The organism is Porphyrobacter sp. LM 6, from assembly GCF_001720465.1.
GTDB lineage: Bacteria > Pseudomonadota > Alphaproteobacteria > Sphingomonadales > Sphingomonadaceae > Erythrobacter.
In genome coordinates this window covers 125,718-144,311 of the sequence record NZ_CP017113.1, presented here as the reverse complement: position 1 = coordinate 144,311, position 18,594 = coordinate 125,718, and the positions used below count along the sequence as shown (strand labels likewise).

Sequence of the window (18,594 nt, the reverse complement as noted above, 5' to 3'; positions counted from 1 at the left end):
GACGCCTTTGCGATAGTGTACCCCGCACATCTGACCGTTGGGGAGCGGCATCATGGGGAAAATCACCGAGGGGCGCGGCAGCCGCGCAATAGCCACCGCCAAGCCGCGCGACTGGCGCCGGTCGATGAGCGATCACGTCGCATACGGGCTGCTCGCCTACACGGCCTTGCAGATTTTCGTGACTGTCAAAGCGCTGTCCGAAGGCACATCGGGCCTTCTGCCCTATCTGGCGCTGGTCGTGCTTGTCGCAGGGATCATCCCGGTTTGTCGCTGGTACGAAAAGCGCTGGGCCGGTCTTGATGATGCTCAGGCTGCCGATCCCGCCTTCGCACCGGAGTTTCGCCGCGACATCACTGCGCTGTGGGCGATGGTGATCGGCCTGCCCTTCGGGCTGACCTTGATCTTCAAGGCTTTGCTCAGCGTTTTTTGAGTCCCGCATCGCCTGCGCGATGCAAATCCTCGCTCATACGGCCTGAAGGCCGCATCGCTGCGGGCGCCCGTTCGGGCTTGCGGTCGCTACGCGACCGAAATCAGCGCTAAGCCTGTAACGGGTGCTTACGTCGGGCGCGCAAGCGACCGCGAGCGCACGGAGCGAGCCGCAGGTGCCGCGTGGCGCAAGCCACGAGAACAGTACCGAGGACGCAGCTGCGGAGGCGGCTGCGCGATCAGGACTCCTTATAGCGCTCGATCGCTTCGATCGTAATCTTGCGCGCTTCGGCGGCATCGCCCCACTTGCCCACGCGCACCCACTTTTCGGCTTCCAGATCCTTGTAGTGGGTGAAGAAGTGCTCGATCTGCTGGCAGATGATGTCAGGCAGGTCGCTGGTCTCGATCACTTCGGCGTAATAGGGGAAGGTCTCGTTCACCGGCACGCAGACCAGCTTTTCATCGCCGCCCTGCTCGTCTTCAAGGTTGAGCACGCCGATCGGGCGCGCACGCACCACGCAGCCCGGGATGAAGGGCGAACGCGAGATCACCAGCGCATCGAGCGGATCGCCGTCTGGCGACAGGGTGTGCGGCACGAAGCCGTAATTGGCCGGATAGCGCATCGGGGTGTGCAGGATGCGGTCGACGAACAACGCGCCGCTTTCCTTGTCGAATTCGTACTTCACCGGTTCGCCGCCGGTCGGCACTTCGATGATCACGTTGAGATCGTCGGGCGGGTTCACGCCGGTGGGGATCTTGTCGATGCGCATGGTTGGTCTCTTTATGGCTTGCGTTTGAGAGAGGTAACGCGCGGCCCCTTAATCGGTGCCACAGGATTGCGAAAGACCCCGTGTGGGCCTAATCGCGCTCCCCTATGAGCAAGAAGACACCTCAGGCCATTCGCGGCACCCAGGATATTTTCGGCGCCGATGCCGAAGCCTTCGCCTTCGTGGTGGAGACCTTCGAGCGTGTCCGCCGCCTTTATCGCTTTCGCCGGGTGGAAATGCCGGTGTTCGAAAAGACCGAGGTCTTCGCGCGCTCGCTGGGCGAGACGACCGACGTGGTGTCGAAGGAGATGTATTCCTTCGAGGACCGCGGCGGCGAGAGCCTGACCCTGCGCCCCGAATTCACCGCCGGGATTGCCCGCGCCTTCCTCACCAACGGCTGGCAGCAATATGCGCCGCTGAAAGTCGCGACGCACGGCCCGCTGTTCCGCTACGAGCGCCCGCAAAAGGGCCGCTACCGCCAGTTCCACCAAATCGACGCCGAGGTGATCGGCGCGGGCGAGCCGCAGGCCGATGTCGAGCTGCTGGCGATGGCCGACCAACTGTTGAAGGAGCTGGGCATCCACGATGTCACGCTGCACCTCAACACGCTGGGCGATGCCGCGAGCCGCGAAGCGTGGCGCACGGCGCTGATCGAGTATTTCCGGGCGGTCAAAGATCAGCTGTCCGAAGAATCGCAGGAGCGGCTGGAGAAGAACCCGCTGCGGATCCTCGATTCCAAGGACCCGCGCGACAAGCCGTTCCTCGCCGACGCGCCAAAGATCGACGCGTTTCTGTCGGAGGAGGCGAGCGCCTTCTTCGCCGCTGTCACCAGCGGGCTGGATGCGGCGGGCGTGAAGTGGGTGCGCGCGGAGAGCCTCGTGCGCGGCCTCGACTACTACCGGCACACGGCCTTCGAGTTCATCCCTGACGAGGGCAGCGCTTCGGCGGCGGCTTTGGGGAGCCAGAGCACGGTGCTGGGCGGCGGGCGCTATGACGGGCTGATGGAATCCCTCGGCGGCGCGCCGACGCCTGCGGTCGGCTGGGCTGCGGGGATCGAGCGGCTGGCGATGCTGGTGGGGGCGCTGGAGGAGGAGCGGCTTGATGTGGCGATCGTCACGAACGACGATGTCAGCGTCCGAAACGCCCAAAAACTCGGCGCTGCGCTCCGCACGTTAGGCATCAGCGTGGAATTAGTCACGACAGGTTCGGTAAGAAAGCGGCGTGACAAGGCAGTAAAGCATGATCCCGGATGTATCGTGACCCTCGGTGTAGACCTCATAGATCGTGGCTTTCTTCTAACCACCTCTGGCGACGAACAGCTTTACCATCGGCTCGATGGGTTAATTCCTGAGTTGCTTGCTCGTTAGCAACGCCATCCCCCCAATCGTCGCCCCGGACTTGATCCGGGGCTGGGCTTACTTTTCCTTCGCCCGCCACTAGAAAGCCAAGGCCCGCATCAAGTGCGGGCCGACGATGGAAGAAACCGAAGTGCAAATCCCCCCCGAACGCCTTGACCAGATCGCGCACCGCTTTGCGGAGCTGGAAGCGCGCATGGCGTCCGGTACGCTCGAGGGCGAGGCCTTCGTGCGCGCAAGCCGCGACTATGCCGAGCTTGAGCCTGTCGCCAAGGCGGCCGGACTGGTGGCGGCGATGCGTGAGGAGGTGCTGGCGCTCGAAGCCATGCGTGAAGACCCCGAATTTCGCGCGATGGCGCAGGAGGAACTCGCCAAGATCCGCGAGGAGCTGCCCGCGCTCGAACGCCAGCTCGCGGTCGCATTGCTCCCGCGCGATGCCGCCGACGCCAAACCCGCTATGCTCGAAATCCGTGCCGGGACCGGGGGCGATGAAGCCGCGCTTTTCGCTGCCGATCTCTACCGCATGTACGAACGCTACGCCGCCGAACAGGGCTGGAAGGTCGAGCCAGTCAGCATCAATGCCAGCGACATCGGCGGCTACAAGGAAGTGATCGCCAACGTCACCGGCACGGGCGTCTTCGCCAAGCTCAAGTTCGAAAGCGGCGTCCACCGCGTGCAGCGTGTGCCCGTGACCGAGAGCGGCGGGCGCATCCACACCTCGGCGGCGACGGTAGCGGTGCTGCCCGAGCCGGACGAGGTGGATGTCAGCATCGAAGAGAAAGACCTCAAGATCGACGTCTATCGCGCCAGCGGCGCCGGAGGCCAGCACGTCAACACCACCGATTCAGCTGTCCGCATTACGCACCTGCCGACTGGCACAGTCGTCACCTGTCAGGACGGGCGCAGCCAGCACAAGAACCGCGAGAAGGCGATGCAGGTGCTCCGCACGCGGCTCTATGACGCGCAGCGCGAGGCGACACAGGGCGCCGAGGCCGAGGCGCGCAAGGCGATGGTCGGCAGCGGCGACCGTTCCGAGCGTATCCGCACGTATAACTTCCCCCAGGGGCGCGTGACCGATCATCGCATCGGGCTGACCCTGCACAAACTTGAGGAAGTGCTGGCAGGGCCGGGGCTGGCCGAATTGATCGACGCCCTGATCGCCGAAGACGAGGCCAAGCGGCTGGCGGCGCTCGCGGAATGATGACGGTTGGCGAAGCCATCCGCGCCGCCGCAGAACGCCTCGTGGTTACCAGCGATACTGCGCGGCTCGATGCCGAAATGCTGATGGCCCATGCGCTCGGGGTGGGCCGTTCGGAGATGCTCCTGAAGGCAATGCGCGACCCCACGCCCAAGAGCTTCGCCGCGCTAGTCGAGCGGCGCTTGGGCCATGAACCGCTAGGCTACATCACCGGAGAAGCCGAGTTTTACGGGCTTTCGCTCCAGGTCACTCCGGCGACCCTGATCCCCCGGAGCGATAGCGAAACGTTGGTCGAGGCGGCGCTGGAGTTCGCGGGCGAGGTGGGTCGGGCAATCGACCTTGGTACCGGATCAGGGGCCTTGCTGCTGGCCTTGCTGGCGAACCGGAGCGGCTGGACGGGTGTCGGGATTGATGCTTCCGGCGCGGCACTGGCAGTCGCATCGGCGAACGCGGCTGCGCTGGGGCTGGCGGATCGTAGCGCGTGGCACCACCAAAGCTGGCGCACACCCGGCTGGGCCGACGTTCTCGGCACCTTCGACCTCATCCTGTGCAACCCGCCCTATGTCGAAGACGATGCCGACCTCGACCCCGATGTGCGCGATTTCGAACCCGCCAGCGCGCTCTTCGCCGGACCGGAGGGGCTCGATGACTATCGCATCCTTTTGCCGCAACTGCGGGCACTGATGAACCCGGGTGCAGTCGCCATTTTCGAGATTGGCTACACTCAGGCCGAAGCGGTCACCGGTATCGCTGCAGCGGCAGGTTTCAGTGCGAAACTGCGCCGTGATCTGGCGGGACGCCCGCGGGCACTGTTGCTCAGTTGACACGGCTGGGCGGAGGATAAAGCGCCGCAGGGCTTGGCAAAGCGCCTAACCATCGCTACCTCCCGAATCAGGCCAGACGACCTGCGAAGGGCGCAAGTCGCTGGGCCGAGCTCCTAAACTCAGCTGAAACGGCCGTCAGGGCGCGTCCCCGGCCACAGCAGCACGGAGCGTGCGGCAAGCCTTTGCGAGACCACCCGGTCACGCTTTGGCAATAGCGCGCAAGGGCAAGGGGTCCGTTGACCGCGGGTGCAGACAGGGTGTGCGCCAGGTCGCTGATGAGGAAATGCTTCCTTGAATAACAATCGCAATAACCGTCGTCGCGGGCGCGGCAACCGCAACCAGGGCGGCAATCCTGCACAGATGAACCGGATCGACAGCCGGGCGCGCGGCAATGCACCGCAGATGCTCGACAAGTACAAGAAGCTTGCCCAGGACGCGCAGCACAACGGCGACCGGGTGCAGATGGAATACTATCTGCAGTTTGCCGACCACTATTTCCGCGTGATCGCCGACAACAAGTCGCGTCAGGACGAGCAGCGTGGGGGTCGCCGCAACGATGAGCGCGAGCAGATCGAAGATTTCGAGGACGATTTCGATTTCGGCCGCCGCGGCGACACGCCGACCCGCTCCCCCTATGAACAGCCCGACAACGCCGGCAACACCGACGTGACCGAGGGCGAACCGGGGCAGGAGGGTGAAAGCTTCCTGAGCGAAGATCGTGGCGAGGATCGGGGTGACAATCGCCAGAACGGTCAGCGTCGCCAGCCTCGCAAGGAACGCGACGGTAACCGTGGCGACCGTCAGGAGCGTGGCGAGCGCAATGAAAAGCGCGGCGACCGTCAGGAGCGCGGCGACAAGCCTGCACGTAGCCGCAAGCCGCGCAAAGCCGACGATGACGGCGATCAGCGCGGCATCGACAGCTCGATCCTCCCGCCCTCGATCCGTGGCGACGACTCCGGATCCGGCGAAACCGACGGCGCTCTCGAAACGGTCGACTGATCCGCGATGATCGAGCGGCTGGCTGCGGTGCCTGCGCTGGCGCAGCGCTTTCCGGCGCTGGCCGCGATCGTGCTGGGGCTGATTGCCGCCTGCGCCTATCCGCCGCTGCATCTGTGGCCACTCGGCATCGCCGCGCTTGCGGGGTTCGCGTGGCTGATCCATTCCGCTGACAACTGGCGGCAGGCGCTCTGGCGCGGCTGGTGGTTCGGTTGGGCGCATTTGACGCTCGCGAACAACTGGATCGCGACAGCCTTCACCCATCAGGCGCAAATGCCCGAGGCCTTGGGCTGGGTCGCGGTGCCGCTGCTGTGCATCTACCTTGCGTGGTATCCCGCCTTTGCAGCGCTGACGGCGCATCTGCTGGCGAAGAAGCGCCCGTCGTGGGCGTTCGGGCTGGTGCTTGCAGGAGCCTGGATCGTTACCGAATGGCTGCGCGGCTGGGTGTTCACTGGCTATCCGTGGCCGCCGCTGGGGCTGATGCTGCTGGGCGGGTGGAATACGCCGGGTCTCGCTTCGGTGCTCCCCTGGTTCGGCACCTATGCGCTGTCGGGTTTGGCTATGGCGATTGCCGGCCTGCTGGCGTGGACCCTTATCGAGCGCCGCTGGCGCATCGCTGGCGCGGGCGTTCTGGTCGTCGCGGGCGCCATGCACATCCCGATAATCACGTTGACCCTGCCAGTGGGCGGTCTGAGTTACACCCTCGTCCAGCCCTATATCCCCCAGTCGGAAATTAACGACGGATCGAAGTTCGAGGAGCAGTTCGCGCGGCTTGCCCGGCTCACCGCGCCCGGGCGCAACCGCTCGCGGATCGTGCTGTGGCCGGAAAGCGCGGTGCCCGATTACCTCGAGGAAGGTTACCCCGAGCGCTACTACCTCCAGATGACCGCCGGGGCTGATCCGGTGCTGGCGCGCAAGCGCATCGGCGAGGTGATCGGCCCGCAATCGACCCTGCTTGCGGGGGTGGTGAACCTCAATATCGGCACTCGCCCCGATGGCAGCAAAGGCGCGGTCAGCGCGCGCAATTCGGTAATGGCGATCGACGGCGCGGGCACAATCGTCGGCGGCTACGACAAGGCGCACCTTGTGCCTTATGGCGAATACCTGCCAATGCGCCTGCTGCTCGAGCCGCTTGGCCTGTCGCGGCTGGTGGCGGGGAGCATCGACTATCTGCCCGGCCCCGGCCCGCGCACGCTTGACCTCAAGCAGCACGGCAAGGTCGGGGTGATGATCTGCTACGAGATCGTCTTCTCGGGTGCGGTCGCGGATGAGGCCAACCGGCCCGACTACATCTTCAACCCATCCAACGACGGCTGGTTCGGCACATGGGGCCCGCCGCAGCACCTTGCGCAGGCGCGGATGCGGGCGATCGAGGAAGGGCTGCCGGTGCTACGCTCCACCACGACCGGGATCAGCGCGGTGATCGACGCAAGAGGCGTGGTGCGCGGGGCAATTGCACCCGGCAAGGCTGACAAGCTCGAAGGCGTTGTCCCCGTGGCTGCGCCGCCGACGCTGTTCGCGCGGTTCGGGCATGCCTTGACGCTGGCTTGGGCGGCGCTGTTCCTGATCCTCGGCCTCAGCCTGCCGAGAATGCTTGCGCTGACCCGCGCGCGCGGCTAGGGCGGACGGGTAGAAAGTCGGACATAAAGGTTTCCTTATATCTGCATAAGGGCCTTAATCCGTCGCTGATCCTGATCCCACCAGCCCTCACCCCGGAGGCCCCATGCGCACCGAATATCTGTTCACCTCCGAAAGCGTTTCCGAAGGCCACCCCGACAAGGTCGCCGACCAGATTTCGGATGCGATCGTCGATCTGTTCCTGTCTAAGGACCCCGAGGCGCGCATCGCTTGCGAAACCCTGACCACCACGCAACTGGTGGTGCTGGCGGGCGAAATCCGCTGCAAGGGAGTCTACGAGAACGACGAATGGGCGCCGGGCGCGAAGGAAGAGATCGAACAGGTCGTCCGCCAGACGGTGAAGCGCATCGGCTACGAGCAGACCGGCTTCCACTGGGAAACTTTCCGCTTCGAGAACAACCTGCACGGCCAGTCGGCGCACATCGCGCAGGGCGTGGACGCGGGGGCGAACAAGGATGAGGGCGCGGGCGATCAAGGCATCATGTTCGGTTACGCGACCGACGAAACCCCCGGCCTCATGCCCGCAACGCTCTATTACAGCCACAAGATCCTCGAGCGGATGGCGGCGGATCGCCACTCGGGTGCGGCGCCGTTTCTTGAGCCCGATGCCAAGAGCCAGGTGACCCTGCGCTACGAAGGTTCGCTGCCGGTCGCTGCGACCGCGATCGTCGTTTCGACCCAGCACAAGAAGGGTTATGACGAGAACGACCCGGCCAAGCAGGCCGAGCTCGAGACTTACGTGAAGGGCGTGATCGCCGACGTGATCCCGCCGGTGCTGCTGCGCGAGACCGAGTATTTCATCAATCCCACCGGCAGCTTCGAAATCGGCGGACCGGATGGTGACGCGGGCCTGACGGGTCGCAAGATTATCGTCGATACCTATGGCGGTGCGGCCCCGCATGGCGGCGGCGCGTTCAGCGGCAAGGATCCGACCAAGGTCGACCGCTCGGCCGCCTACATCACCCGTTACCTCGCCAAGAACGTCGTGGCCGCAGGACTGGCGACGCGCTGCACGATCCAGATCGCCTATGCGATCGGCGTGTCGAAGCCGCTGTCGCTCTATGTCGATACGCACGAGACCGGCACGGTTGGCGACGACAAGATCGAACAGGCGATCCTCGGCATTGCCAAGCTTGGCGGGCTGACCCCGCGTTCGATCCGCACGCATCTCGGGCTCAACAAGCCGATCTATCAGCCGACGGCGGCCTATGGCCACTTCGGCCGCAAGCCCGAAGGCGATTTCTTCCCGTGGGAGCGGCTCGATCTGGTTGACGATCTGAAGGCTGCGCTCGCCTGATAGCGATCGGGGCGTTTGCCCCGTCGCCTGCTTCAGAGTGCCGGATCGTCCGCGCCGTGGATCGGCGAAGGGCGATCGAGCGCCAGTTCGGCGTCCGAGAAGACGAACGGGCTGCGGATGCCTGCCATCCCCCCAAGCTCGATCCTGAGGCCGCGCGCGATCACCTGCGGATCTGCGAAGACCTCGTCCAGGCGGTTAATCGGGCCGGCGGGGACGCCGGCGGCGTGGCAGGCATCGAGGAGGCCTTGCTTGGTCCAGCCTGCCGTTGCGGTGGCGATCTCGGCATCGAGCGCCCTGGCGTTGGCAGTGCGATCGCCATTGGTGAGGAAGCGCGGATCGTCGCACAGCTCGCTCCGGCCCAGCACCGCCATCAGTTTGTGGAACAGCCCGTCGTTGGCGGGGGCGAGGATCACGTGCCCGTCGCTCACCGCGAACACCCCGTAAGGCGCGACCTGCGCGTGGGCATTGCCCATCCGCGGCGGGTTTTCGCCGGTGGTGAAGAAGTAGCTCGCCTGATTGGCCAGGAGGCCGACCGAACAGTCCATCAGGCTCATGTCGACCTGCTGGCCTTTGCCCGTGCGTGCGCGCATCAGCAGCGCCGCCTGCACGCCGTTGGCCGCCCAGACGCCGGTGGCAAGATCAGAGATCGACACGCCCATCTTGACCGGATGACCTTCCGGCTCGCCGGTCAGCGACATGAAACCGCTCATGCCCTGCACCACGAAGTCATAGCCCGCCTCGTGCGCGCGCGGTCCGGTCTGGCCGAAGCCGGTGATCGAGCAATAGACAAGGCCGGGATTGGTCGCTGAAAGGCTGGCGTAATCGAGCCCGAACTTGGCGAGACTTCCGGTCTTGAAGTTCTCGATCACCACGTCGGCTTCGACACACAACGCGCGCACCCGGGAGAGGTCGTCGGCATCGCCGAAGTCCGCGATGATCGAACGCTTGCCGCGGTTGCAGGCGTGGTAATAGGCCGCCTCGCGGTGAACTTTCCCGCTTGCGTCGGTGCGCTCGACCCAGGGCGGCCCCCATAGCCGGGTGCCGTCGCCTTCCGGACTTTCGACCTTGATCACATCCGCGCCGAGATCGGCGAGGATCTGTCCGCAGAACGGCCCTGCCAGCACGCGGGCGAGTTCGACCACCTTGAGCCCGGCAAGCGGCGCGTTGGGATTGCGCGGTTCAGTCAGCCACATCGTCATTGCCCCAGCCGCGCACGCAGGAAGGCGACGCTGTCGGCGAGCACCGGCCCCTTGCTGCGGAACGGTACCGAAAGCGCCATCACCACTTCCTCGTGATCGAGTGCGCCGTAGTTCCTCACCTCGACAGGCGCGCCAAGGCCCTTCAGTTTGGCACCGAGATTGTTGGCGTTCCTCGCGCGCACGGTCTCGTCGCCATCGGAGGTGACCAGCAGCAGCGGCGGTGCGTCGGCGCGGGCGAAGGTGATCGGCTGCGTCTCTTCCGGGCGCGGCCAGTGGCTCATGGCATCGATCGCGCGGTCGGAAGTGAAGGGGTGGAAGTCATAGGGGCCGGACAGTCCGACCGCCGCCTTGACGATCCCTGGATCTGCTCCTGCCGCCGCAAGACGCTCGCTATCCAGCGCGAGCATCACCGCCTGATAGGCACCCGCCGAATGGCCCATGAACGCCACCCGTGCCGGATCACCGCCGTGATCTGCGATCCTGTCTTCGACCCATGCCACCGCCTCGCTCCCGTCGTCGAGGAAGGCCGGAAAGCGCACTTGCGGCACTTTGCGGTAATCAGGAATGACGACGAGGAACCCTTCCCGCGCCAGTGCGCGCCCGGCAAAGGCGTAGGACGTGCGATCCCCGTTGGCCCAGCCGCCGCCATACCAGAAGATGACGACCGGGAGCTTGCCTCCCGACGCTTCGGCCGGTGCCCAGATGTCGAGCGTCTGCCCGTTGCGCCCGAAGGTGACTCCTTCCGCCACCAGCCGCGCGCCGCTGCCGCCGCCTGTTACCCGGTCATAGAGTGACAGCAGCCGTGGCGGCGAAGTAAGGGCGAGCAGGGTTCCGATCATGACGGCCAGTGCCAGCGCGGCGACAACAATCCCACGCCGCATCACGCCACGTAATGCGCGGTGGTGGTCGCCGCGATATCGGCTTCGGTCACACCGGGAGCCATTTCGATCAGGCGGAAGGGCGAGTTATGGTCGGGCCGCTGGAACACCGCGAGATTGGTGATCACCATGTCGACCACGCCCGCGCCGGTTAGCGGCAGAGTGCAGGCTGGGATGAACTTCGGCGTCCCGTCCTTCGAGGTGTGATCCATAACCACGATGATCTTCTTCACCCCGGCGACAAGGTCCATCGCCCCGCCCATGCCCTTGATCATCTTGCCCGGGATCATCCAGTTGGCAATGTCGCCATTCTCGGCCACCTCCATCGCGCCGAGCACGGTGAGGTCGATATGCCCGCCGCGGATCATCGCGAAGCTGGTCGCGCTGTCGAAATAGGCGCTGTGCGGCAGTTCGGAGATCGTCTGCTTGCCGGCATTGATCAGATCGGGATCGACTTCGTCGTCATAGGGGAACGGCCCGATGCCGAGCATGCCGTTCTCGCTCTGGAGCGTCACCAGCATCCCTTCGGGGATGTGGTTCGCCACCAGCGTCGGGATGCCGATGCCGAGATTGACGTAATAGCCGTCCTTCAGCTCGCGCGCGGCGCGAGCGGCCATTTCGTCGCGGGTCCAGCCTTGCGGCAGTGCAGTCATTGGGTCTGCTGTCCTTCCTTGAGAAACACCGGTTCCACCATGAACCAGCCGTCGCCGAACAGCGGTTCAAGACCTGCTGCGGCTTCGGGGGTTCGCAGGTAGCGGAACCGTTCGTCGAAATCAGAGCGTTCGTCGGCGGCGATGGCGACGATGCACGCAGTCGCGGCGAGACTATCCAGCCGCGCCTGTTTGCGATCGTCGGCATCGCGGCGGAGCGAGACGATGTCCTGCCCGCGCGGATCAAGCCCGGCCCGCTCCAACGCGGTGCGCAAGGGGCCTGTCTCTTCGACTGGGAGATCGGATCGCCAGGCAATCGCCACACCGGCCTCGCGCAGCACGGCGAGCCCGAGCGCGAGCCCGGGCAACTGGGCAGGATTGGCCGGCGGCGCGAACAGGCCGCCTGCCGGATCGAGATCGATCAGGGCCACCGGCTGAGCTCCGGGTGCACAAGTCCGCCGACGCCCGTCGAGCGCGACCGGATCGGTCAGCATCGCCGAGAGCGGCGCGCCGCCGCCTTTCGCTGCAATGGCGATATTGCGGGCATAGCGGACAAACTGGGCAAAGCCGCGCTGCGCGGGCGCTTCAGGTGCGGGCGCGCGCAGAGCAGCCGCCTCCTGGGTCGAGAACGTAGGCAGGACCAGCATCGGCGCGGGCGCCGGGGCCGCTGCTGCTGGTGGTGCCGGTTTCGCAGCGGGCGCTACCTGCGGGATAACGCCGCCGCAGCCGGACAGCGCCGCCGCTGCCAGCGCCAGCATGGGCCACGTTGCAGCCCCGCGGCGGATCATGCCGTCTCACGCTCCCGCACGGTGCGGAACTCGATCTTCTTGTCGTAGGGTGCGCCGCAGACGATGCGGTTCACGAACACGCCCGCGAGATGGATCTGGTCAGGATCGAGCGATCCTGCCGGCACGACTTCTTCGACCTCGGCAATGCAGACCTTGCCGCAGGTGGCGGCGGGAAGGTTGAAGTTGCGCGCGGTCTTGCGGAACACGAGATTACCGGTGGTATCGGCCTTCCACGCCTTGATGATCGCCAGGTCGGCGAAGATGCCCTGCTCGAGGATATAGGTCTGCATCACCCCGTCGCGGTCGGGGAATTGCTTGTGCTCCTTGCCCTTGGCGACTTCGGTGCCGACCCCGGTGCGGGTGTAGAACCCGGGGATGCCCGCGCCGCCTGCGCGCATGCGTTCGGCCAGCGTGCCCTGCGGGCAGAACTCGACTTCGAGCTCGCCGGCCAGATACTGCCGCTCGAATTCCTTGTTCTCGCCGACGTAGGAGCTGATCATCTTCTTCACCTGACGGGTGCGGAGCAGCTTGCCGATGCCCTCGTTATCGATCCCGGCATTATTGCTGGCGAAGGTCAGCCCCGTCACACCGCTGTCACGTATGGCGTCCAGCAGCCTTTCGGGAATGCCGCACAGGCCGAACCCGCCTGCGGCGATCAGCATATCGTTCTTGAGCACGCCTTCCAGCGCGCTTGCCGCATCGGGATAAAGCTTGGTCATGGGGCCTGCCCGCCTCGTCGGTGTGGTTTGCGAGATCGATCCCTCAGGCGGGATCCTGCGGGGTGATTAGTGGGTTACACCGCGGCTGTCACGCCCACGACTCGGTTATCGCATCGGGCAAATATGGTGCGATGCAGCATGGCGTGAGGGCCAATTTTCTGCACATAATATGTGCAACTGCCGCTTTTAAAGGCAGTTCTGTGCAATGTTTTGCATAAAACTAGGCATTTCGGCCACATACTTGCATTCTTTGCATCAAAAAGGGTGATTTCGCACTTGCACAATCAAACCCTGCCCTGCATATGGAAAGGGCCTTTCAGGCATCCTCTCCCAAACTTTCAAGCCCGGCCTCGTGCCGGGCTTTTTTCTTTTCGGCCCCGTTCGGCTCTCCAGGCTGACCTCGCGGCGAGGACGGGGCTGCCTGCCGCCTGTCTGATTGCATTCGCTTTGTCCCGTTCCTAGCTATCTGGCACACGCACTCGTTCCAGCAGCACAAGGGAATTCCATGGCCGACCGCGAAACTGCCACTTCGGTCCGCACTGTCAGATTGCAGGTCGCGCCTGCGCGGCAGGAGGAATCCGGACAAGGCATTGCCCGCATGCCGCGCTCGGCCTTCCAGAAGCTCGGCATTACCGAAGGCGATGTGGTCGAGATCAAGGGCAAGCGCGTGACCGCCGCGATCGCGATGGCCGCCTATCCGGAAGACGATGCGCTTGATGTCGTGCGGCTCGATGGTCTCCAGCGCGGCAATGCCGAGGCGGGATCGGGTGAGCATGTCGAAATCGCGCGCGCCGAATCGCGTCCGGCCACCCGTGTCGTGTTCGCTCCCGCCCAGCGCGAGATGCGCCTTCAGGGGCCGACCCAGGCGTTGAAGCGCAATTTCTTCCGCCGTCCGCTCGTCGCCGGCGATCTGGTCGCGACCACCGGGCAGCAGCCGGTGCAGAACATGCCGGCTGACGTTCGCCAGCTGTTGCGCGCGCCAGCCTATGCCTTGACCCAGATCAGGCTCACCGTTGCCTCGACCAGCCCCAAGGGAATCGTCCATATCGACGAGAACACCGAGGTCGAACTGCGCGCCGAATTCGAAGAACCGCGCGATGGCCGGGCGGTGGTCAATTACGACGATGTCGGCGGCATGGAGGAGACCATCCGTGCCCTGCGCGAAATGGTCGAACTGCCGCTGCGCTATCCCGAACTGTTCATCCGCCTCGGGGTCGAACCGCCCAAGGGCGTGCTGCTCCACGGCCCGCCGGGCACCGGCAAGACCCGGCTGGCGCAGGCCGTCGCGAACGAGAGCGATGCGACCTTCTTCACCATCAACGGCCCGGAAATCATGGGGTCGGGCTATGGCGAGAGCGAGAAGCGCCTGCGCGAAGTGTTCGAGGAAGCCACCCGCGCCGCGCCTGCGATCATCTTCATCGACGAGATCGATTCGATCGCGCCCAAGCGCACGCAGGTCCCCGGAGAGGCGGAAAAGCGCCTTGTCGCCCAGCTGCTGACGCTGATGGACGGGCTAGAGAAGCGCGCCAACCTTGTCGTCATCGCCGCCACCAACCGACCCGATGCCATCGACGAGGCGCTGCGCCGCCCCGGCCGGTTCGACCGCGAGATCGTGATCGGCGTCCCCGACCAGCGCGGGCGGCGCGAGATTCTCGGCATCCACACCCGCGGCATGCCGCTCGAGAGCGCGGTCGATCTCGACGAACTGGCGCGCGTGACCCATGGCTTCGTCGGCGCGGATATTGCCGCGCTGGCGCGCGAGGCGGCGATCGAGGCCGTCCGGCGGATCATGCCGCGCCTTGATCTCGACGAGCGCACCATTCCGCCCGAAGTGCTGGAAGACCTGTGCGTTTCCCGCGACGATTTCCTCGCCGCGCTGAAGCGCATCCAGCCCTCGGCGATGCGCGAGGTGATGGTGCAGGTGCCCAATGTGTCGTGGGACGATATCGGCGGCGCGGGCGAGGCGATCGACAAGCTCAAAGAGGGGATCGAGCTCCCGCTCAAGAACCCCGAGGCGTTCCGGCGGCTGGGCATTCGTCCGGCCAAGGGCTTCCTGCTCTACGGCCCGCCCGGCACGGGTAAGACCCTGCTCGCCAAGGCGGTGGCCAAGGAAGCCGAGGCGAACTTTATCTCCATGAAAAGCAGCGACTTGCTGTCAAAGTGGTACGGCGAAAGCGAGCAGCAGATCGCGCGCCTGTTCGCCCGCGCCCGTGCGGTGGCACCCTGTGTCCTTTTCATCGACGAGATCGACAGCCTCGTTCCCGCGCGCGGCAGCGGGCAGGGCGAACCGCAGGTTACGGGCCGGGTGGTCAACACTATCCTCGCCGAGATGGACGGGCTGGAAGAGCTGCAATCCGTGGTCGTGATCGGCGCGACCAACCGGCCGACGCTGGTCGATCCGGCCTTGCTGCGCCCGGGCCGGTTCGATGAGTTGGTCTATGTCGGCACCCCGGACAAGGCGGGGCGCGAGCATATTCTGGGCATCCACACGGGCAAGATGCCGCTCGGCAAGGATGTTGATCTCGCTGGAATTGCTGCACAAACCGAGCGGTTTACCGGGGCGGATCTGGAAGATCTGGTGCGTCGCGCGGGGCTTGCCGCGCTGCGGCGCGTGGGCGGTGAGGTGAACGCGGTCGAGGCCCGCGACTTCGACGCGGCGCTCAAGGATTCGCGCGCTACAGTGACGGTCGAGATGGAGGACGAGTATCTCAAGATGCGCGGCGAGCTTAAAAAGCGGGCCGCTGCCGTCCAGCCGATCGGTTTCCTGTCACCCGATATGCTGACCCCGACCCGCGACAAGAAGCACGATTAACCTGCCGCCAATGTTCCACGTGGAACATTGGCGCAGCGCCTGCTTTTGTCCCGCCCCCGCGGGGCTAAGGGGGTCTAGAGGGGGTCTAGCAGGGGTCTAGAACGACCTAGTGCGCCGCATCCCAGCTTGCCCCGGTGCCGATTTCGACCCCGAGCGGCACGGTAAGTTCGACCGACGGCAAGGCCGCTTCCGCCATCACGGCCCGGATGATCGGGGTCGCCGCCTCGACGCGGGCTTCGGGCAGTTCGAACACCAGTTCGTCGTGCACCTGCAACAGCATCCGCACATCGTGCAGCCCCGCCTCGGCCAGCGCGGGAAGCATCCGCGCCATCGCGCGCTTGATGATGTCGGCGCTGGTGCCCTGGATCGGCGCATTGATCGCCGCGCGTTCCGACCCCTGCCGTTCGGCCTGGTTCTTGGAATTGATCCGCGGGAACCACGTCTTGCGCCCGAACAGCGTCTCCGAATAGCCATTGGCCCGCACGCTTTCGAGCGTTTCGTGGATATAGCGCTGGATGCCCGGGAAGCGCTGGAAATAGGTATCGATCATCGCCTGAGCTTCTTCCGGCGGCACTTCCAGCCGCGCGGCGAGGCCCCAGCGGCTGATGCCGTAGAGGATCGCGAAGTTGATCGTCTTGGCCCGCGCGCGGGTATCGCGGGTTACCTCGCCGAACATTTCCTGCGCGGTGCGGGCGTGGATGTCCTCGCCGTGGGCGAAGGCTTCCTTCAGACTATCGACTCCGGCCATGTGTGCCGCCAGCCGCAGTTCGATCTGCGAATAGTCCGCCGCCAGCAGCACATTGCCCGGTTCGGGCACAAAAGCCTCGCGGATCTGGCGGCCGATGGCGGTGCGGATCGGGATGTTCTGCAAGTTGGGATCGGTCGAGGACAGCCGCCCGGTCTGCGCGCCGACAAGGCTGTAGCTCGTATGCACGCGGCCCGTTGCCGGATTGATCGCCTCTTGCAGCGCATCGGTATAGGTCGATTTGAGCTTGGCGAGCTGGCGCCATTCGAGCACCAGTTTGGGCACCGCAGCGCCTTCGGCAGCCAGCTTCTCCAGAACCGACACGTCGGTCGAATATTGTCCGCTCTTGCCCTTCTTGCCGCCCTTGTAGCCGAGCTTGTCGAACAGGATGTCGCCGAGTTGCTTGGGGCTGCCGACGGTGAATTCCTGCCCCGCAGCCGCGTGGATTTCGCCTTCGAGCCGCGCGATCTCGCGCGCGAATTCCTCCGACAGCTTGGACAGGCGCGCGCGGTCGACACGGATGCCCTCGCGCTCCATCGCCGCGACCACCGGGATCAGCGGGCGATCAACCCGTTCATAGACCCGGCTCCCGCCTTCGATGGCAAGGCGCGGCTTCAGGTGGCGATAGAGCCTTAAGGTAACGTCGGCATCCTCGGCGGCATAGGCGGTGGCGCGGTCCAAGGGCACTTCGGCAAAGCTGATGGCCTTCTTGCCGGTGCCGCACACATCCTTGAACGCGATCGGCGTGTGGCCGAGATGGCGCTGGGAAAGCTCGTCCATCCCGTGGCCGCCCCCCATGCCTTCCTCGCCGCGACCGGCATCGAGCGCGAAGCTGATCACCATCGTGTCATCGATCGGGGCGACAGCGATGCCGACGCGCGCCAGCACGTTCAAATCATACTTGCCGTTCTGGAACACCTTGAGGACGCTTTCATCCTCGAGCAGCGGCTTCAGCGCGGCGAGCGCATCGGCCAGCGGCACCTGCTGCGGCTTTTGCGCGAACATATCGCTGCCGCCGTGCGCTAGCGGAATGTAGCAGGCATCGTTCGGCCCGAGCGCCAGGCTGACCCCTACCAGTTCGGCGCGGATGGAATCGAGCGAAGTGGTTTCGGTATCGACCGCGACCAGCCGCGCGGCGGTGGCGCGGGCGACCCATGCTTCGAGCTGCTCCAGCGTCTGCACGGTTTCATAGGCGCTGTGATCAACCGGGGGCATTTCCGGAAGCGGCTGGCGGTTGGCACCGGCATCCGATGCCTTGTCGCCGGCGGTGGTGGGCTTGGGCGGATTGAGATCGGTCGGGCGCGAGGGGCTGCCGTGCCCAGCATCCAGCCGCCGCAGCAGCGAGGTGAAGCCGTGCTTTTCAAGGAAGGCGGCCAGCGGCTCGGGCGGCACAGGTCCGAGCTTCATGGACTCGAGCGGCTGGGGAAGGTCGCAATCCTCTTTCAGCGTCACCAGCACCTTCGACAATTCGGCGTCGGCGCGGCCTTCGATCAATCGGTCCTTCAATTTGGAAGGCTTCATCTCCGGCGCGGCATCGAGCGCTGCGGTGAGCGAGCCGTGTTCGGCGATCAGCTTGGAGGCGGTTTTAGGGCCGATGCCGTAGATGCCCGGCACATTGTCGACCGCATCGCCCATCAAGGCCAGCACATCGCCCACAAGGTCGGGGCCGACGCCGAACTTCTCCTCGACCTCCTCCAGCCAGATGCGCTGGTTCTTCATCGTGTCGAGCATATCGATGCGTGCCGTGCCGTGCGGCGTATCGACCTCGCCGATCAGCTGCATCAGGTCCTTGTCGGACGAGACGATGGTCACGTCCCAGCCCTGTTCCTGCGCGCGGCGGGCATAGGTGGCGATCAGGTCGTCGGCCTCGAGCCCCTCGACTTCGATGCACGGCAGGCTGAAGGCGCGGGTGGCGTCGCGGATCAGCGGGAACTGCGGGCGCAGGTCCTCGGGCGGCTCGGGGCGGTTGGCTTTGTAGTATTCGTAGATGTGGTTGCGGAAGCTGACCCCGCTCGCATCGAGGATCACGGCAAGGTGTGTCGGCCCCTCGGCCGCATCGAGATCGGCGGCGAGCTTCCACAGCATCGTGGTATAGCCATAGACTGCGCCGACGGGCGTGCCTTCCGGATTGGTCAGCGGCGGCAGCCGGTGATAGGCGCGAAAGATGTAGGACGAGCCATCGACGAGATAGAGATGCTGCTTTTCGGCCATGCGGTCTGCTAGCATCGCGCGTGCAGCGGGGGTAGGGGCCTCGGCGCCCTTTCACCGGTTGCGGGCCAGCGCCGGAGCGTGCGAAAAGTGT

At 65.3% G+C, this 18,594-nt stretch carries 15 protein-coding genes; 8 read left to right on the top strand and 7 right to left on the bottom strand.

What is annotated here, in order from left to right; all coding sequences use genetic code 11:
• Positions 1 to 52 precede the first annotated feature (52 nt).
• Positions 53 to 430 (top strand): hypothetical protein, encoded by a 378-nt coding sequence (locus BG023_RS00705; protein ID WP_069311040.1) that lies wholly within the window; start codon positions 53 to 55, stop codon positions 428 to 430.
• Positions 431 to 665: 235 nt separating this feature from the next.
• Here BG023_RS00705 and ppa read toward each other — a convergent pair whose 3' ends face one another.
• The gene (gene ppa, locus BG023_RS00700; protein WP_069308743.1) at positions 666 to 1,196 is read right to left on the bottom strand and encodes an inorganic diphosphatase; all 531 of its coding nucleotides are present in this window, start codon (positions 1,194 to 1,196) and stop codon (positions 666 to 668) included.
• A gap of 104 nt (positions 1,197 to 1,300) precedes the next feature.
• On the opposite strand from ppa, the gene hisS reads away from it, so the two are divergent.
• The 6 genes from hisS to metK all read left to right on the top strand — a co-directional run bounded on the left by hisS (position 1,301) and on the right by metK (position 8,501).
• On the top strand, positions 1,301 to 2,560 hold the full coding sequence (gene hisS, locus BG023_RS00695) for a histidine--tRNA ligase (RefSeq protein ID WP_083234456.1): 1,260 nt from the start codon (positions 1,301 to 1,303) through the stop codon (positions 2,558 to 2,560).
• A gap of 106 nt (positions 2,561 to 2,666) precedes the next feature.
• Complete coding sequence (prfA, locus tag BG023_RS00690) at positions 2,667 to 3,749, top strand: peptide chain release factor 1 (protein ID WP_442956773.1); 1,083 nt, start codon at positions 2,667 to 2,669, stop codon at positions 3,747 to 3,749.
• Entirely contained in the window at positions 3,749 to 4,570 is an 822-nt protein-coding gene (gene prmC, locus BG023_RS00685) for a peptide chain release factor N(5)-glutamine methyltransferase (protein WP_069311039.1), read from the top strand. Before prfA ends, prmC begins: the two co-directional genes overlap by 1 nt.
• A gap of 291 nt (positions 4,571 to 4,861) precedes the next feature.
• On the top strand, positions 4,862 to 5,569 hold the full coding sequence (locus BG023_RS00680; RefSeq protein WP_069308742.1) for a DUF4167 domain-containing protein: 708 nt from the start codon (positions 4,862 to 4,864) through the stop codon (positions 5,567 to 5,569).
• A gap of 6 nt (positions 5,570 to 5,575) precedes the next feature.
• Positions 5,576 to 7,186, top strand: a complete 1,611-nt coding sequence (gene lnt, locus BG023_RS00675; protein ID WP_069308741.1) for an apolipoprotein N-acyltransferase — start codon at positions 5,576 to 5,578, stop codon at positions 7,184 to 7,186.
• A 103-nt stretch (positions 7,187 to 7,289) separates the two neighbouring features.
• Positions 7,290 to 8,501, top strand: a complete 1,212-nt coding sequence (gene metK, locus BG023_RS00670) for a methionine adenosyltransferase (RefSeq protein WP_069308740.1) — start codon at positions 7,290 to 7,292, stop codon at positions 8,499 to 8,501.
• Between the two features lie 32 nt (positions 8,502 to 8,533).
• Here metK and BG023_RS00665 read toward each other — a convergent pair whose 3' ends face one another.
• From BG023_RS00665 to BG023_RS00645, 5 genes are read right to left on the bottom strand one after another with little or no spacing between them, the layout of a single operon-like run.
• Positions 8,534 to 9,694 (bottom strand): CaiB/BaiF CoA transferase family protein, encoded by a 1,161-nt coding sequence (locus BG023_RS00665; protein WP_069308739.1) that lies wholly within the window; start codon positions 9,692 to 9,694, stop codon positions 8,534 to 8,536.
• 2 nt (positions 9,695 to 9,696) lie between these two features.
• The gene (locus BG023_RS00660) at positions 9,697 to 10,581 is read right to left on the bottom strand and encodes an alpha/beta hydrolase (RefSeq protein ID WP_069308738.1); all 885 of its coding nucleotides are present in this window, start codon (positions 10,579 to 10,581) and stop codon (positions 9,697 to 9,699) included.
• A complete protein-coding gene (locus tag BG023_RS00655; protein WP_069308737.1) occupies positions 10,581 to 11,231 on the bottom strand; it encodes a 3-oxoacid CoA-transferase subunit B in 651 nt (216 codons plus the stop codon). The genes BG023_RS00660 and BG023_RS00655 overlap by 1 nt, the downstream gene beginning before the upstream one ends.
• On the bottom strand, positions 11,228 to 12,016 hold the full coding sequence (locus BG023_RS00650) for a hypothetical protein (RefSeq protein WP_069308736.1): 789 nt from the start codon (positions 12,014 to 12,016) through the stop codon (positions 11,228 to 11,230). Before BG023_RS00650 ends, BG023_RS00655 begins: the two co-directional genes overlap by 4 nt.
• The gene (locus tag BG023_RS00645; RefSeq protein WP_069308735.1) at positions 12,013 to 12,735 is read right to left on the bottom strand and encodes a CoA transferase subunit A; all 723 of its coding nucleotides are present in this window, start codon (positions 12,733 to 12,735) and stop codon (positions 12,013 to 12,015) included. The genes BG023_RS00650 and BG023_RS00645 overlap by 4 nt, the downstream gene beginning before the upstream one ends.
• Positions 12,736 to 13,240: 505 nt before the next feature.
• Between BG023_RS00645 and BG023_RS00640 the strand changes: the two genes are divergently transcribed.
• Positions 13,241 to 15,547, top strand: a complete 2,307-nt coding sequence (locus BG023_RS00640) for a CDC48 family AAA ATPase (protein ID WP_069308734.1) — start codon at positions 13,241 to 13,243, stop codon at positions 15,545 to 15,547.
• Between the two features lie 106 nt (positions 15,548 to 15,653).
• Here the strand turns inward: BG023_RS00640 and polA are convergent, their stop codons facing one another.
• The gene (gene polA / locus BG023_RS00635; RefSeq protein ID WP_069308733.1) at positions 15,654 to 18,503 is read right to left on the bottom strand and encodes a DNA polymerase I; all 2,850 of its coding nucleotides are present in this window, start codon (positions 18,501 to 18,503) and stop codon (positions 15,654 to 15,656) included.
• Positions 18,504 to 18,594 lie beyond the last annotated feature (91 nt).